12 protein-coding genes are annotated in these 15,463 nt (G+C 65.6%); 5 read left to right on the forward strand and 7 right to left on the reverse strand.

The window, feature by feature from the left end:
* Nucleotides 1-79: 79 nt before the first annotated feature.
* Nucleotides 80-1,417, forward strand: a complete 1,338-nt coding sequence (locus tag AC3G88_RS19215; protein WP_488773388.1) for an MFS transporter — start codon at nucleotides 80-82, stop codon at nucleotides 1,415-1,417.
* Nucleotides 1,418-1,555: 138 nt separating this feature from the next.
* Here the strand turns inward: AC3G88_RS19215 and AC3G88_RS19220 are convergent, their stop codons facing one another.
* The 6 genes from AC3G88_RS19220 to AC3G88_RS19245 all read right to left on the reverse strand — a co-directional run bounded on the left by AC3G88_RS19220 (nucleotide 1,556) and on the right by AC3G88_RS19245 (nucleotide 8,984).
* Nucleotides 1,556-2,416: an amidohydrolase family protein gene (locus AC3G88_RS19220; protein WP_488773387.1), complete on the reverse strand. Its 861-nt coding sequence runs from the start codon at nucleotides 2,414-2,416 to the stop codon at nucleotides 1,556-1,558.
* A gap of 19 nt (nucleotides 2,417-2,435) precedes the next feature.
* Complete coding sequence (locus AC3G88_RS19225) at nucleotides 2,436-3,425, reverse strand: tripartite tricarboxylate transporter substrate-binding protein (protein ID WP_488893778.1); 990 nt, start codon at nucleotides 3,423-3,425, stop codon at nucleotides 2,436-2,438.
* 89 nt (nucleotides 3,426-3,514) lie between these two features.
* Nucleotides 3,515-4,618 (reverse strand): porin, encoded by a 1,104-nt coding sequence (locus AC3G88_RS19230; protein WP_488773385.1) that lies wholly within the window; start codon nucleotides 4,616-4,618, stop codon nucleotides 3,515-3,517.
* Between the two features lie 47 nt (nucleotides 4,619-4,665).
* Complete coding sequence (locus tag AC3G88_RS19235) at nucleotides 4,666-6,576, reverse strand: feruloyl-CoA synthase (RefSeq protein WP_488893779.1); 1,911 nt, start codon at nucleotides 6,574-6,576, stop codon at nucleotides 4,666-4,668.
* Nucleotides 6,577-6,637: 61 nt separating this feature from the next.
* The gene (locus AC3G88_RS19240) at nucleotides 6,638-8,089 is read right to left on the reverse strand and encodes an aldehyde dehydrogenase (protein WP_488773383.1); all 1,452 of its coding nucleotides are present in this window, start codon (nucleotides 8,087-8,089) and stop codon (nucleotides 6,638-6,640) included.
* 61 nt (nucleotides 8,090-8,150) lie between these two features.
* On the reverse strand, nucleotides 8,151-8,984 hold the full coding sequence (locus tag AC3G88_RS19245) for a p-hydroxycinnamoyl CoA hydratase/lyase (RefSeq protein WP_153948269.1): 834 nt from the start codon (nucleotides 8,982-8,984) through the stop codon (nucleotides 8,151-8,153).
* Nucleotides 8,985-9,371: 387 nt separating this feature from the next.
* On the opposite strand from AC3G88_RS19245, the gene AC3G88_RS19250 reads away from it, so the two are divergent.
* The 4 genes from AC3G88_RS19250 to AC3G88_RS19265 all read left to right on the forward strand — a co-directional run bounded on the left by AC3G88_RS19250 (nucleotide 9,372) and on the right by AC3G88_RS19265 (nucleotide 14,408).
* A complete protein-coding gene (locus tag AC3G88_RS19250) occupies nucleotides 9,372-10,274 on the forward strand; it encodes an amidohydrolase family protein (RefSeq protein ID WP_488773382.1) in 903 nt (300 codons plus the stop codon).
* A 40-nt stretch (nucleotides 10,275-10,314) separates the two neighbouring features.
* Nucleotides 10,315-11,238: an amidohydrolase family protein gene (locus AC3G88_RS19255; protein ID WP_488893780.1), complete on the forward strand. Its 924-nt coding sequence runs from the start codon at nucleotides 10,315-10,317 to the stop codon at nucleotides 11,236-11,238.
* 123 nt (nucleotides 11,239-11,361) lie between these two features.
* A complete protein-coding gene (locus tag AC3G88_RS19260; RefSeq protein ID WP_488773380.1) occupies nucleotides 11,362-12,801 on the forward strand; it encodes a UbiD family decarboxylase in 1,440 nt (479 codons plus the stop codon).
* 218 nt (nucleotides 12,802-13,019) lie between these two features.
* Nucleotides 13,020-14,408, forward strand: coding sequence for a nucleobase:cation symporter-2 family protein (locus AC3G88_RS19265; protein WP_488773378.1), 1,389 nt, complete (start codon nucleotides 13,020-13,022; stop codon nucleotides 14,406-14,408).
* 78 nt (nucleotides 14,409-14,486) lie between these two features.
* On the opposite strand, the gene AC3G88_RS19270 is transcribed toward AC3G88_RS19265, so the two are convergent.
* Nucleotides 14,487-15,386 carry a LysR family transcriptional regulator gene (locus AC3G88_RS19270; RefSeq protein WP_488773377.1) on the reverse strand — a complete coding sequence of 300 codons (900 nt, stop codon included), beginning with the start codon at nucleotides 15,384-15,386 and terminating at the stop codon, nucleotides 14,487-14,489.
* Nucleotides 15,387-15,463: the final 77 nt, after the last annotated feature.

The following is a 15,463-nucleotide window of genomic DNA, read 5'->3' on the forward strand; positions in this document are numbered from 1 at the left end:
TACGCTGTATTGCAAGACGCCGTCCCCCGAAAACCGCCCGTCCGTGGCGGTACTTCAACAAACACAAGGAGGTAGACAAATGCAGCCAGAGATCCGGGAAACCATCAACCGCGGCACGATGAGCCCCGCCCAGGTAATGGCGATTGCCATCTGCATCGTCCTCAACATGCTCGACGGGTTCGATGTGCTCGCGATGGCCTTCACGGCATCGCACATTTCCACCGATTGGCACCTGACCGGCAAGGAGGTCGGCGTACTGCTCTCCGCCGGCCTGTTCGGCATGGCCGCCGGTTCGCTGTTCCTCGCGCCGTGGGCGGACCGTATCGGCCGCCGACCGCTGATCCTGATTTGCCTCGGCACGATCTCGGCCGGCATGCTGTGCTCGGCGCTCGCGCAAAACGTGCCGCAGCTTGCGGCGCTGCGCGCCGTGACCGGGCTCGGCATCGGGGGGATGCTCGCCAGCATCAACGTGATCACGGGCGAGTACGCGTCCGACAAGTGGCGCAGCACGGCGATCGTGCTGCAGGCGACGGGCTATCCGGTTGGCGCGACGATCGGCGGTGCCATCGCCGGCATACTGCTCGCCCATTACGGCTGGCGCAGCGTGTTCGTGTTTGGCGGCCTGGTCACGCTGGCGATGGTCCCGGTGGTGCTTGCGCGGCTGCCGGAATCGCTCGACTTCCTGATCGCGCGGCGCCCCGAGGGGGCGCTCGACAAGCTCAACCGGCTCCTGGCACGCATGGGACGCCCGACCGTCGCCGCGTTACCGGCGCACGAGGCGACACAAGCACGCGAGGCCGGCGACGTGCGCAGCCTCTTCCGAGGCAGCCTGGCCATGCAGACACTGATGATCTGGATGTCGTTCTTCCTCGTGATGTTCACCTTCTACTTCGTGCTCTCATGGACGCCGAAGCTGCTGGTGGCAGCAGGGATGTCGGCGCAGCAAGGCATTACGGGCGGGGTACTGCTCAACGTGGGCGGCATCGTCGGCGGCACAGCGTTCGCGTTCCTCTCCGCGCGCATCGGACTGCGCCCGCTGCTGTGGAGCTGCTTTATCCTGACCGCGCTGATGATGATCGCCTTTGGCCTGTACGCGAGCACGCTGGCGGCGGCACTGGCGTTGGCGGTCGTGATTGGCGCCGGCATCTTTGGCTGCATGGTGGGTCTCTATGCCTACGCGCCGATTCTGTACCCGGCGCAAACGCGCACCACGGGCATGGGCTGGTCGATTGGCATGGGGCGGTTCGGCGCGGTGCTTGCCCCGCTCGTGGCGGGGTCGCTGCTCGATGCGGGCTGGCCTTCGGCGCATCTGTACTATGTGTTTGCGATCCCCCTGCTGATGGGTATCGCCAGCGTAGGCCTGCTCGGGCGCCTGACGGCGTCCGTTGGCCAACCCGTGCGGGTCGGCGCGCACTGATCCGCGCAGTGACCCGATACCGGCCGCGTACTGGCTATCTCAACGACAGCGGCACGCAGGCCGGTTCGGGCCTACGTGCCGCGTGCTAGTTCGCGAGAGAAATGCGCGTCCGGACGATCTTCGCAATGCGCCGCGCTGTCAAAGCCCCAGCAACCGGACGGCGTTGTCCTTCAGAATGCCGGGCATCACCTCTGGCCGGAATCCGGCCTGCTTGAAATCGTCCATCCACCGCTCCGGGGTAATCAGCGGAAAATCGCTGCCGAACAGCACCCGGTCCTTCAGCAGCGTGTTGGCGTAGCGCACGAGCTGCGGTGGAAAGTACTTCGGACTCCAGCCGGACAGGTCGATCCATACGTTAGGTTTGTGCATCGCCACGCTGATCGCCTCGTCCTGCCACGGGAAGCTCGGGTGCGCCATCACAATCTGCATGTCGGGAAAGGCAATCGCCACGTCGTCCAGGTGCATCGGATTGCTGTACTCGAGCCGCAGCCCGCCACCGCAACGCATGCCTGAGCCAATGCCGCTGTGTCCCGTATGAAAGATCGCGGGCAGGCCGTGCCCGTTGATGACCTCATAGATCGGCCACGCCATCCTGTCGTTCGGATGAAAGCCTTGCACGGTCGGATGGAACTTGAAGCCCTTCACACCGTGTTCCTCGATCAGCCTGCGCGCTTCGCGTGCACCGAACTTTCCCTTGTGGGGGTCGATGCTGGCGAAGGCCATCATGATGTCGTCGTTGGCCTTCGCCGCCGCAGCGATTTCTTCGTTCGGAATCCGGCGCCGGCCAAGGTTCGACTCGCTGTCCACCGTGAACATGATCAGGCCGATCCTTCGCTCGCGGTAATAGGCGACAGTTTCTTCGATCGTCGGCCGGCGCTTGTTGCCGAAGTATTTGTCGGCGGCGGCATCGTACTCTTCGCCGTAGTTGTCGAACGGGTTCCAGCAACTGACTTCCGCATGCGTATGGAAGTCGATCGCCACAAGGTTCTGGTGATCCATCATGGGCTCCGGGACGCTATCAGGATTCGGCCGTGAAGCCGACCTTCTTCACGAGCACGCCCCACTTGCGGTACTCGGCGTCCATCGCGCGTTTCATGTCGTCGGCGGACGAGCCTTTCGCCACGAGGCCAATCGACAGGAAGCCATCGACGATGGCTGGGTCCTTGAGCGCCTGGTTGATCGCGGTGCCGGCCGCGGCCAGAACGGCTGGCGGCGTCCTGGCCGGCGCCAGAAAGCCGAACCACTCGTCGGCCACCACTTCCGGAAAGCCGAGTTCCGCGAACGTTGGCACTTCCGGGAGGTATGGCGCACGCGTGGCACCCGAGGTGGCCAGGACGCGCAGCTTGCCGCTCTTGACGAACGGCAGGTAATCGCCAGTCAGCGTGAAACTCGAGGCGATCTGCCCGGCCACCACGTCGTTGACCGCGGGCAGCGAGCCACGATACGGTACGTGGCGCAAGTCCAGGCCTGCGTTGAGGCCGAACAGCGCACCGACGAAATGGGGTGTCGAGCCCGCGCCCGGCGAGCCGTAGTTGGCGTCCGCAGGGTGAGCCTTCGCCCACGCGATGTAGTCCTTCACTGTCCGCACGTTGGCCGGCACCGCCGGTCCGACGGCGAGCGCAAACGTCATGTATGCGGCCGTGGAGATCGGTGCGAAATCCGCCGCCGAATAGCTGAGCTTCGTATAGACGTGCGGATATGTCGACAGCGCCGATGCCTGCGAGAGCGCCAGCACGCTACCGTCGGCCGGGGACGCTTTCAGCAGTTCGAGCGCGATGCGCCCGCCCGCGCCGGGGCGGTTGTCCACCACCGCGCCGCTGCGCGAGAACGCCGTGTTGGCAAATTTCTCGCCGACGCGCCGGGCGACCTGGTCTCCCACGCTGCCGGCCGGGAAACCATAGAGTACCTTTGCCTGCTGGACCGCCTGCGCGAGCGCGGCCACGGGCGCCAGCGCACCGCATGCGGATGCGGCCATCAACGCCTGAAGAAGATCGCGGCGTGTTGTCATGACTTGTCTCCTCGTTGTCGTGTGTCGGGCGCCCTGGCGTATCTCGTCGCCGCCTCGTGGCGCCCCGGTCTGCCTCCTGCAGGCGGAGGTCAGAAAATATGCTTGATGCCGGTCATCACGCCGAACTGCTGGCCGCCCGGGCCGGTATTGGAACCCGTGGCGCCGCCGCTGACCGAAAGGGTCAGTTGGCCGCTGTTATTGATGTAGCCGGCTGTCGCGTAGACGGACGTGCGCTTCGAGAACGCGTAGGTGCCGCGCAGCGCGTAGAGCATCGCCTTGTTATCGCTGTTGTGGAACTTGTAGTAATAGACTTGTCCGGCGACGTTGAAAGCCGGGGTCACGTCGTGGGACACGCCGCCGTAGATCATGTCGCTGCGCGGCGTGGGGCTGCCATCATTGTCGCGGCGAATCCAGCCGAGGCCGACCTTGGTCCGCGAAAAGATCGCGTAGCCGCCAACAAACAGGCGGTCGTCCGTGAAGCTGCTGCTTGTGAGCCCCCCGAACGCACCGGGCCCACCCCGCAACGAGTCGTAGGCGGCGGACAGGCCGATCGTCGGACCGAGCCCCTTGAATTCGTACAGCAGCATCGCCGACCATTCGCGGCACGCCCGCTTGTCCGCCGGGTTCTCGCCGGCACAGTTCTGGCCCGTCGGGCTCGGTCCGGCATTGACCGTGTCGCGGCCGAAGCTGTAGGTGGCCCCCACCGTCAGGCCGTTGAACGTGCCCTTGTATGCAATCGCGTTGTCGGCGCGGGCATTCGGCAGGTAGCTGTCGAGCGAGCCCGATGCATAGACGTTCGGGCCAAGAATGTCGGCGTCCAGCGTCGCCCAGAACAGCATCGTGTACTGGCGACCGAACCCGACCTGGCCCCAGGGCCCGGAGAGTCCGACCAGCGCCTGCCGGCCGAACAGACGCCCACCCTGCCCCGACGCGCCGGCGTCGGGCGTGAACCCGGACTCGAGCACGAACACGCCTTTCAGGCCACCGCCGAGATCCTCGGTGCCGCGCAGCCCCCAACGCGACGGCACCGTGCCGGTCAGCGTTGGCATGCGCACCACGCTGTTCTTCGCGGTGCCGATGTTGTTGACGTACTCGACGCCGGTATCGACGACGCCATAGAGCGTCACCGATTGCGCGCCCGCGATGGCCGGCGCTGCCGCCAGCGCTGCCAGACCTGCCCGTCCAAACTTCATCTGCTGTCTCCTCTTGTCATGGCCGATCGTTGTCGGCGTTGCTGTTGTCATGCTTGCCGGCTCTGTGGCGCGGCTTCGTGCAAACGGATCACGCGGCTATCGCTGCCGGCGTCGTCGTAGAGCGCATCGACCAGCGCGGCGCGGCGCGTTAGCACCGCACGCTGGTTGATCGAGCCCTTGTCGGTCAGTTCGCCGTCATCGAGCGACGGCGCCGCTTCGAGCAACAGCAGCCGCCTGACGCGCGTGGCGCTGCCCGTGGCCGTGAGGTCGAGCTTGCGCAGCATCGTCGAGAACGCTTCGCGCACCGGCGCGGACGCCAGCACTTCGCGCGTGCCCGCGTTCGCCGGCAGGCCAGCCAGGCGGCGGCATTCCGCCAGGTGCGGGAAGACGAGCAGACCAATCTCGTCCCGGTCCGCGCCCGCGATCACCACGTCCTGGACGTAAGGCGCGCCGGCGCCGATCACGCGCGCGCGCAGCGGTCCGACACTCACGAACGTGCCGGTGCTGAGCTTGAAGTCCTCGGCAATGCGCCCGTCGAACTGGAAACCCAGCTCCGGCCGTTCGGGATCGACAAAGCGCAGCGCATCGCCAGTGCAGTAGTAGCCTTCCTCGTCGAACACCTGCCGGTCGGGGTCCGCCTCTGCGCGCCAGTAACCCGGCATGACGTGCGGCCCGCGAAAACGCGCCTCGAACTTGCCGTTGGCCGGCACCAGCTTCAGCTCGCAGCCCGCGGCCGGAAGGCCGACATAGCCCGAGCGCGCGACCGGACCCGTGGTGAACATGCTCGACGGTGCGGTTTCCGTCATGCCGAGGCCGGACATGATATGGATGCGCTGTCCGCAATGCGCCTCGGTGACGCGCTCCAGGCGGTCCCACGCTTCCTGCGAGAGGCCGGCGGCGGCGAAGAAGTAGAGATTGACGCGCGAGAAGAACGTCTCGCGCAGCCGGGCATCCTGTTCCAGCGCCCTGCCGAGTTCCTCCCAACCCTTCGGCACGTTGAAGTAGATCGTGGGCGCAATCTCGCGCAGATTGCGCAGCGTTTCATCGAAGCCGCCCGGCAACGGACGTCCACCGTCGATGTAGAGCGTGCCGCCGTTGTAGAGCACGATGCCGACGTTGTGGCTGCCGCCGAACGTATGGCTCCAGGGCAGCCAGTCCACCAGGACCGGCGGTACACGGCCGAGCTCCGGCATCGCCTGGCGCAGCATTTGCTGGTTGCTGCACAGCATCCGGTTCGTGGTCGTTACCGCCTTGGGCTGCCGCGTGGAGCCAGAGGTGAAGAGGAACTTGGCGATCGTATCGGGACCCACCGCCGCGTTGGCAGCGTCAACGCTGCCGGGACGCGTCTGTACCAGCACATCGAACGACGTCGCGGCGCGGCCGGGCAGATGACCGTCACGGGTCACGACCTCGACGCCGGCAGGGACCACGGCTTCGATAGCGCGCGCGAACGCGGGGCCATCGGCGGCGTAGACCAGGCCAGGCGTCAGTAGATCGAACACGTGCCGCAGCTTGCCGAAATCGCCGGAGACCAGCGAATACTGCGGTGATACGGCCGAGAACGGCACGCCAGCCCACAGCGCGCCGAGCGCCAGTTGCAGATGCTCGAGATCGTTGCCGGAGAGAATCAGCAGCGGCCGCTCGGCGCTCAGCGAACGGTCCAGCAGCGCCTGCCCGATCGACCGTGCACGCGCCAGCATCTCGGCATAGGTGATGTTGATCCAGTTGCCGTCGGGGCCGCGCTGCGCCGCAAGCACGCGCGCGGGGTGACGGGCGGCGCCGGTGGCGAGGCAATCCGACATCCGTTCCGGATAGCCCTGCAGCGTTTCCCGCGAACGCACGCGCCAGATCTCGCCATCGCGGCGGAACTCGGCCTCCGTGCGCCCGATGGCGACGTCGCGGTAGGACACGGCAGCGCCCCCGTGGCCGGGGGGGCCTTGCGTCGAGACGTTTTTCACGTCTGTCTCCTCACTGTAGTGTTGCCTCCCTCTACGGGGAGTCTGTGGGTCGGCCGCCGGATCAGACCGGATAGTGGCGCGGGGTGTTCTGGATCGTGATCCAGCGCAGGTCGGTGAATTCGGCCACGGCCGCCTGGCCGCCAAAGCGCCCATAGCCGCTCGACTTGACGCCGCCAAACGGCATCTGCGCCTCGTCATGCACAGTAGGGCCGTTGATGTGGCAGATACCCGATTCGATCCGTTGGGCAACCGACATCGCCCGCGACACATCGCGGCTGAATACCGACGCGGAGAGGCCATATTCGCTGTCGTTGGCCATACGCACCGCCTCGTCGTCGCCATCCACGCGCGCGACCGTCACTACCGGACCGAACGATTCCTCGCGGTAGAGCTTCATGCCCGGTGCAATGCCGTCGACGATGACCGGTTGCAGGATCGCGCCGTCTGCGTGCAAGCCCACGGGCAGGTTTGCGCCCTGCGCGCGCGCGTCCTCCACCAATGCGGCGATACGCCGCGCGGCATCCTTGCTGATCAGCGCACCCAGCACGCTGGCCGGATCGGCGGGATCGCCAGCCCGCAGTGTCTTCGCCTTCGCGGCCAGTTTCTCGACGAAGCGGTCGGCGATCTTGCGGTCGGCGATCACACGCTCCGTCGACATGCAGATCTGCCCCTGGTTGAAGAACGCACCGAAGGCCACGGCATCGACTGCCGCATCGAGGTCCGCATCGTCGAGCACCAGCAACGGCGCCTTGCCGCCCAGCTCCAGCAGCGCCGGCTTCAGGTGCCGGGCCGCGTGCTCGGCAACGATGCGGCCCACGTGCGTGGAGCCGGTGAAGTTGACGCGGCGCACGGCCGGATGCGCGATCAGCCGCTCGACCACCTGCGCCGCATCCTCCGGCGCATTGGTGACCACGTTTACGACACCGTCGCCAAGCCCCGCCTCCTGCAGCACCGTGCCGATCAGACGATGCACGCCAGGGCACGCCTCGGATGCCTTGAGCACGACCGTGTTGCCGCACGCGAGCGGCATCGCCAGGGCGCGGGTGCCGAGGATCACCGGCGCGTTCCACGGCGCGATGCCAAGCACCACGCCGCACGGCTGGCGCACGGCCAGGGCCAGACTGCCCGGCACGTCCGAAGGAATCACGCTGCCCTCGATGCGCGTCGTCATCGCGGCGGCCTCGCGCAGCATGTTGGCCGCCAGCATCACGTTGAAGCCGTACCAGTTCGGCATGGCGCCGGTCTCGGCCACGCCGATGCGGATGAAGTCCTGCGTACGCTGGTCCATCAGGTCGGCCGCCTTCAGCAGCCGGCGGCGGCGCTCGCCCGGCAGCAGTGCGGCCCACGCCGGGAAGGCGGCCGCGGCGGCATTGACGGCGGCATCGGCATCCGCGAGCGTGGCGGCCGGGGCGCGCGACACCACGGCATCGTTCAGCGGATTGCGGCGCGCGAAGGTGGCGCCATTGGCGGCGGGCCGATCCTGCCCGCCAATCAGCATGGTCAGTTCGTTCATCAGCGTTGTCTCCTGGCGGCGGCTCTTTGGGCCGCCGTCTCGATCGGGGGTTGACGGCCGCTCAGGCGCGCTTGTAAGCCTGCAGGCCCGGCTTGATCGACTTGTCGTCGAGGAATTGCTTCAGGCCCTGCTCGCGGCCGTGCTCGGGATCGCGCAGCTGCGCCTGGTCGAGCTTTGCGTACAGGTAGTCCTCGTTCTGCTCCCACGTCAGTTCGCGGCTGCGCTTGAAGCCGATCTTGGCCGCCCGCAGCACCACCGGGTTCTTCTCGAGCAGCTTTGCGGCCAGCGCAATCGTGTGCTCGCGCAGTTGGGCGCGCGGCACGCTCTCGTTGACCAGGCCCATCGCGGCGGCTTCGCTGCCGGTGAAGGTGTCGCCCGTCATGATGTAGTGCAGCGCCTTGCGGTGACCGACCGTATCGGCCATGGCCTTGCTGACCAGGTTGCCGGGCGGAATGCCCCAGTTGATCTCCGACAGGCCGAAGGTGGCCTCGTCCGCGGCGATGGCCAGATCGCAGGCAACCAGCGGCGAGAAGCCGCCGCCAAAGCACCAGCCGTTGACCATGGCGATGGTCGGCTTGCTGTACATGCGCAGGAGCCGCCATTGCCACTGCGACGCATCGCGGCGGATCTTCTCCTGCAGGATCTCCGGACCGGCATCCACTTCACGGAAGTACTCCTTCAGATCCATGCCCGCCGTCCAGGCGTCACCCGCGCCGGTCAGCACCAGCACCTTGGCGTCGGCATCCAGTTCCAGCGCTTCGAGCACCTGAACCATCTCGGCGTTCAGCGTCGGGTTCATCGCGTTGCGCTTCTCGGGACGGTTGAACGTCACCCACGCAATGCCCGCTTCCACACTGACCTTCACAGCCTTCCAGCGCCCTTCGTAATCAGCCATCTCTGCTTCTCCTCGGTAATCCGGTTTCGCGATGTTTGTCAGTGTATTATCAACCTACCTGATATCTCAAGCGGAATTTCCGTTCTGCGCGTAAACCCCGATGCGGCCATGATGAGCGCAAGGAGACGGCGCCGCCGATGCCGAGGATGGCGCGCTCGCGCTTCGTGCATCGCACCACACGTCGCGCTTGACGTGCGTCGGCGGCACGCTATATAACGAACGCGTGGGTAGAAGCGGTCGATCGAACAGCAGCGGCGCAATGCCGCGAGGTTCATCTGGAGATTGCTCACTGACGGAGTTCCCGTCAGTGGCGCCATGACCCGACCGGTCCCACCGCCCCTGGCAGGACTCCAAGCCTTTCACCAGAGTCTTCGTTAGGGAATCTCAATGATCATCGACACCAGCTGTTATCCGACCAATCTGGTCGACCTGGCCTGGCGCCATGACGGCGACCCGTTCACGGGCGAACGTCTGATCCAGATGATGGATGGCCCGTTCACGATCAACGGCAAGCCGCGTCGCATCGACAAGGCGTTCATCCAGCCGCCGCAAGGCAACACGATCTACACCTATACCGATGGCGTGAAGTCGGGCGGCGAATCCATCGACGCCTACATGGCCTACACGCGCGAGATGGTGGCCAGGTATCCGGACCGCTTCATCGGCTGCTTTGTCTACAACCCGCGGTGCGGCGTGGAAAATGGCGTCAATGCCATCGAGCACTATGTGAGGAAGCTCGGTTTCAAGATGGTGCAGTTCCAGGCCAACATGCACGCATACCGGCCGGATCGCGCGCTGGACTGGCTGCGCCCCGCCCTGCAGAAATGCGCGGAACTGGGCGTGCTGGTGAAGCTGCACACTGGCGACGGCCCCTACAGCATTCCCACCGAGTGGGTGCCGATGATGAAGGAGTTTCCGACCATCAACTTCATCATGGCCCATTTTGGCGTGCAGACCGGCGGCGTGTATTGTTTCGAGCCGTTCCAGATGGCCATGGACATGCCTAACGTCTATTGCGAATCCGGCTGGTGCCTGCAATCGCGCATCGTCGAGTTCGCGAAGGTGCTGCCAAGGCACAAGATCCTGTTCGGCTCGGACACGCCCCCGAACGAACCCGGCATGTGGCTGCGCCTGCTGGAGGTGCTGTGCTTCGAACCGCCCCAGGGACTCAATCTCGATGAGGACACGCTCGAGGACTACCTCGGCAACAACGTTGCCCGCATGATCGGCCTGGCGCCGACGCCGGTGCCGCGTTCGCTGGAAGAAGCGAAAGCGCGCCTGGCCGCATGAACGCGGACACCCCCAAGAGATTCCGACGGAGCATACGAACATGATCATCGACACCCACCTGCACCCGACCAACCTTGTCGACGAGGCCTGGCGGCACACGGGCGAGCCGTTCACCGGCGAACGCCTGCTCAAGATGATGGACGGCCCCAACATCATCAACGGCAAGCCGCGCCGCATCGACATGGGATTCATCCAGCCGCCGCCGGGCAACACCGGCTATCGCGATGGCAACCGCCGCGGCCGCGAGGGCATTCGCGACTACATGGCCTATGTGGCCAGCCTGTGCCAGAAGTACCCGGACCGCTTTATCGGCAATTTCACGTTCAACCCGCGCTGGGGCCCGGAGGAAGGCGCGCAGGAGCTGGAATTCCACGTCAAGGAATATGGCTTCAAGATGCTCAAGCTGCATGCCAACATGCACGGCTACCGCCCGGACCGCGCACTGGACTGGCTGCGTCCCGCCATGAAGGTCTGCGCCAAATACAACATCGTGGTGCTGATCCATACCGGCGACGGACCCTACACTATTCCGACGATGTTCTATCCGGTCATCCGCGAATTTCCGATGGTCAACTTCATCATCGGACACTTCGGCATCCAGACCGGCGGCAACTATTCGTTCGAGGCGTTCTGGATGGCCATGGACACGCCGAACGTGTATTGCGAATCGGGCTGGTGCTTCCAGTCGCGCATTGTCGAGTTCGCACGCCAGTTGCCGCGCGACAAGATCGTGTTCGGCACCGACACGCCGCCAAACGAACCCGGCATGTGGCTGCGCGAGCTGGAGATGCTGTGCGGCCCCGCGCCGCAAGGCATGGATCTCGATGAGGACGGCCTGGAGGACTACATGGGCAACAACATCGCCCGCCTGGTCGGCATCGAGACCACGCCGCCGCCGAAAACCCAGGAAGACGCTCAGGCACGCCTGAAAGACACCTACGCCAGCAAGCACATCTACGCCTGATCCGGCCGCAGCCACTGACGTTTTTCCTTCCCGTCTGGTCACACACGGGCGCGTCGTCAACCTCGACGCGCGCCCGTGCGCGGCAACGGTGTCCCGTTGAAGCATCCCAAGCGGAGCCATGCCATGACTGCCTCAACTTCCCTGCCAGGTATCGCGCGACATGCCGGCCAGGGGTCCGGCCCGGTGTTCGAAGACACCTCGCAGGACTTTCACACCTTCCTGGCCGCCTATTGCGCGGCATTTCCCGACGATGTCCTGACCGTGCGCGAGCCGGTCACCGCCAACCAGGACCCCACCGCGCTGGTATGGGCGCTGGCCGCGCAACAGCGTCATCCCGTCGTGAAGTTCGACGACGTGGCCCGGTTGGGCGCGCCGCTGGTGACCAACCTGTTCGCATCGCGTGAACGCGTGGGCCGCATGCTCGGCGTCTCGCCCAGCGGCATCCATGCCGAGTACCAGGCGCGCGCGCGACGCCTGCTGTTGCCCCGCGTGCTGGATGCGGGCGCGGTAACCGGCATCGTGCAGGAGCAGGTGGACCTGACCACCTTGCCTGCCATCCGGCATTTCGCCACCGATCGCGGGCCGTATATCACCAACGCCATCCTGATCGCCGAAGACCGGGAGCTGGGCATCGGCAACGCCAGCTACCACCGTTCGATGCTGCATTCGCCCACCGAGATCGCCACGAGCCTGCATTCGCGCGGCCACTTGTGGCGCATGTACCAGCGTGCGGCCGAACTGGGCAAGCCGCTGCCCGTGGCCATGGTGATCGGCGCGCATCCGCTGTTCATGCTGGCCGGCGCCGCACGTCTGCCCTATGGCGTGGATGAGCGGCAGGTGGCGGGCGGGCTGTTCGGTGCACCGCTCGAAGTCGTGCGCACGCCGCGATACGGCATCGAGGTCCCGGCGCATGCGGAAATCGTGCTCGAAGGGGTGCTAGATCCCGGCGCGCGCGTGGACGAAGGGCCGTTCGGCGAGTTCACCGGCTACTCGTCCGATCGCTCCACCAACAACCTGCTGCGCGTGGAGACCGTGATGCGGCGCAGCGACGCGTGGCTGGTCGACGTGGTCGGCGGCAATTCGGCAGAGCACCTGAACCTGGGGCGCATTCCGCGCGAATCCGAGATGGTGGAAAAGCTCAAGGAGCGATTTCCGTCGGTCACCGCCGTGCACTATCCCAGCTCGGGCACGCATTTTCATGCGTACGTGGCACTGCGGCAGTCGCGCCCGGGCGAGGCGCGCCAGGTCATGCTGGGCCTCCTTGGCTGGGACCCGTACCTGAAAACCGTGGTTGCCGTGGATCACGACATCGACATCACGAACGACGAGCAGGTGCTCTGGGCCCTGGCCACGCATCTGCAGCCGCATCTGGACGTGGTGATCGTGGACGGCTTGCCCGGCAGCGCGCTGGACCCGTCGGCTTCGGGTGTCGGCACGACGTCGCGCATGGGACTCGACGCCACGCGCGGGCCGCACTTCGACGGCGTGCGCGCACGGATCGATGACGATGCGATGGCGCGTGCCGCCGCGCTGCTCGCGCGCATGGATTCGGGAAAACACTGAGTCTCACAGCACTTGATCGAAGGCGCGCGGCATTGATCGGACAACCCGATCCATTCATCCAAACGCCCCATTTACCCAATGTCCGGACGCTGGCATGCTGCCCTGACAATGACACGCAGGTGGCGGGAACACGTGGCGCAGACCATGGGGATACAGCTGCTGTCCCCTTCCGAACCAACCGCGCGGGCAACACCGGCCTGGAAGACGAAGGAGACAGCATGACCCACAACCCCACCCCCCATGGGTTCGGCCCGGCGCACCCGGTCGATGAAGTCTTGCCCCCGCTCAGGCTCGCCGCGCTTGGCCTGCAACACGTGCTCGTGATGTACGCGGGCGCAATTGCGGTGCCGCTGATCATCGGCGGTGCGCTGCATCTGCCCAAGGACCAGATCGCGTTCCTGATCGCGGCGGACCTGTTCTGCTGCGGCCTGGTCACGATGATCCAGAGCATCGGCATCGGCAAGATCGGCATCCGCCTGCCTGTGATGATGGGCGTGACGTTCACGGCCATCGCACCGATCATCGCCACCGGCACGAACCCGTCGCTGGGGCTGCCGGCCGTTTTTGGGGCAGTGATGGTGGCCGGCGTGTTTACGTTGCTGGCCGCACCGTACGTAAGCCGGCTCATCCGCTGGTTTCCGCCCGTGGTCACAGGCACCGTGGTACTGGTGATCGGCATTTCGCTGATGCGTGTCGGTGTGAACTGGGCAGCGGGCGGCAACCCCACGCTGAACACAGCCGCAGGCCCTGTGCCAAATCCCGCCTACGGCCTGCCCTTGCATATCGGCATCGCTGCCGTGGTGTTGCTGACGGTGCTCTGCATGATCGCGTTCTTCAAGGGCTTCCTCTGCAATATTGCCGTGCTGATCGGCATCACGGTGGGATTCGCGATCGCCGTGGTGCTGGGCAAGGTCACCTTTGCCGGCGTGCATGCGGCCGACTGGGTGGCACTGATCACGCCGTTCCACTTTGGATGGCCCACCTTCGACCCCATGACGTCGATCACGCTGTGCGTTGTCATGGTGGTGATCATGATCGAAGGTGTGGGTCAGTTCCTGGCGCTGGGCGAAATCGTGGAACGTCCGGTCACGCCCGAGGACTTGGCGCGCGGCCTGCGCGCCGATGGCGTGGGCGCGCTGGTGGGCGCGGTGTTCAACACGTTCACCTACACGTCGTATGCGCAGAACGTGGGGCTGGTGCAGGTAACCGGCGTACGCAGCCGCTGGGTATGCGCCACGGCCGGCGGCATCCTGATCGTGCTGGGTTGCCTGCCCAAACTCGCGTTCTTCGCCGCGTCGATTCCGCAATACGTGCTGGGCGGCGCCGCACTGGTGATGTTCGGCATGGTGGCGGCCACGGGCGTGCGCATACTGGGGCACGTGGACTTCGTGGAAAACAAGAAGAACGCGTACATCGTTGCCGTGAGCGTGGCGCTGGGGATGATTCCGCTGGTGGCGGACAGGTTCTTCGCACAGCTTCCCGAACTGCTGGCCAGATTCTGCCAGAACGGCATCCTGCTCGGCACCCTGTGCGCGGTGCTGCTGAACCTGCTGTTCAACGTCCGCACCGAGCGTGCCCCCCAGTTGCTGGCGAAGAACGTGGCGTAGCGGCGCGTGGCCTTCGCTCGTGCCCCACGTACGTGAGACGGGCCGGAAGCAAGGGCGCGGCGGCTGCACGCGTCCTTTCTATTTCCCCAGATCGCTGCGATGTCGCATCAACAGATCGCGGAACGTCTGCGCGGGTGGTGACAGGGATCGGTCCGTATGCACAAGCAGGCTGATCTCGCGCGAGATGACGGGGTCTTGCGGCATGACTGTTACCAGGCCCAGCGCCGACGTCAGGCGCGTGACGGCCGTGCTCATCACCGCGATGCCCAATCCGGCATCGACCATACCTACCATCGTGAGCGGCAGGAACACCTCGTGCACGCGCGTCAGCGAGATGCCGCGCATGGCCAGTGCGGCATCCAGGCAGTCGCGAATGGGATTACCGCGGTGCGGCCCGATGACCGGCAGCTTCGCCACGTCTTCCCACGTCAGCGCTCGCCGGCGTGCCAGCGGATGACTGGGCGGCATCACGATCACGAACGCGTCGGACGATAGCCGGTGCGCGCTGAGGTCGGGCTGACCTTCAGGAATCGTGCCGATACCGAAGTCGACCTCGCCCGCGCTGACCATGCGGGGCACTTCGTCTTCGGCGACGTCATGCAGTTCCACTTTCACGCCCGGATGGCCCACGCAGAACTCACGAATGAAACGCGGCAGCATCAGTGCAGCCTGGATCGATGACGCGGCAATCGACACTCGCCCGCGCCCCAGCGACCGTAACTCGGCCGAAGTGTCGATCACGCTGTCGATGTCGGCCACGGCCTTCCTGACCATTGGCAGCAGTTCCGCACCGGCCTGCGTGATTTGCATCAGGCGTGTGTGGCGGTCGAACAGCTTGATGCCCAGGTTGCCTTCCAGTTCGTGGATCAGCGCGCTGACCGATGACTGCGAAAGGTTCAGCTTCTCCGCCGCGCGCGTGAAATGCAGTTCTTCGGCAACAGCCACGAAGGCGCGCAGTTGCCGCAGCGAAACGCTCATGTTGACCGGCATGTCTCCCCCTGCTCTGTGGTCCGCCTCAACGGTGTCGCGGCAGTGATTCAGAGGGTAACACGATC

The organism is Cupriavidus sp. 86D6 (genome assembly GCF_057815095.1).

Bases quoted from the DNA above. Each gene is read 5' to 3' on its own strand.
- AC3G88_RS19270 (WP_488773377.1), bottom strand. From the start codon at position 15,386: ATGAGCGTTTCGCTGCGGCAACTGCGCGCCTTCGTGGCTGTTGCCGAA.
- AC3G88_RS19240 (WP_488773383.1), bottom strand. From the start codon at position 8,089: ATGAACGAACTGACCATGCTGATTGGCGGGCAGGATCGGCCCGCCGCC.
- AC3G88_RS19225 (WP_488893778.1), bottom strand. From the start codon at position 3,425: ATGACAACACGCCGCGATCTTCTTCAGGCGTTGATGGCCGCATCCGCA.
- AC3G88_RS19245 (WP_153948269.1), bottom strand. From the start codon at position 8,984: ATGGCTGATTACGAAGGGCGCTGGAAGGCTGTGAAGGTCAGTGTGGAA.
- AC3G88_RS19230 (WP_488773385.1), bottom strand. From the start codon at position 4,618: ATGAAGTTTGGACGGGCAGGTCTGGCAGCGCTGGCGGCAGCGCCGGCC.
- AC3G88_RS19260 (WP_488773380.1), top strand. From the start codon at position 11,362: ATGACTGCCTCAACTTCCCTGCCAGGTATCGCGCGACATGCCGGCCAG.
- AC3G88_RS19255 (WP_488893780.1), top strand. From the start codon at position 10,315: ATGATCATCGACACCCACCTGCACCCGACCAACCTTGTCGACGAGGCC.
- AC3G88_RS19215 (WP_488773388.1), top strand. From the start codon at position 80: ATGCAGCCAGAGATCCGGGAAACCATCAACCGCGGCACGATGAGCCCC.
- AC3G88_RS19265 (WP_488773378.1), top strand. From the start codon at position 13,020: ATGACCCACAACCCCACCCCCCATGGGTTCGGCCCGGCGCACCCGGTC.
- AC3G88_RS19250 (WP_488773382.1), top strand. From the start codon at position 9,372: ATGATCATCGACACCAGCTGTTATCCGACCAATCTGGTCGACCTGGCC.
- AC3G88_RS19220 (WP_488773387.1), bottom strand. From the start codon at position 2,416: ATGGATCACCAGAACCTTGTGGCGATCGACTTCCATACGCATGCGGAA.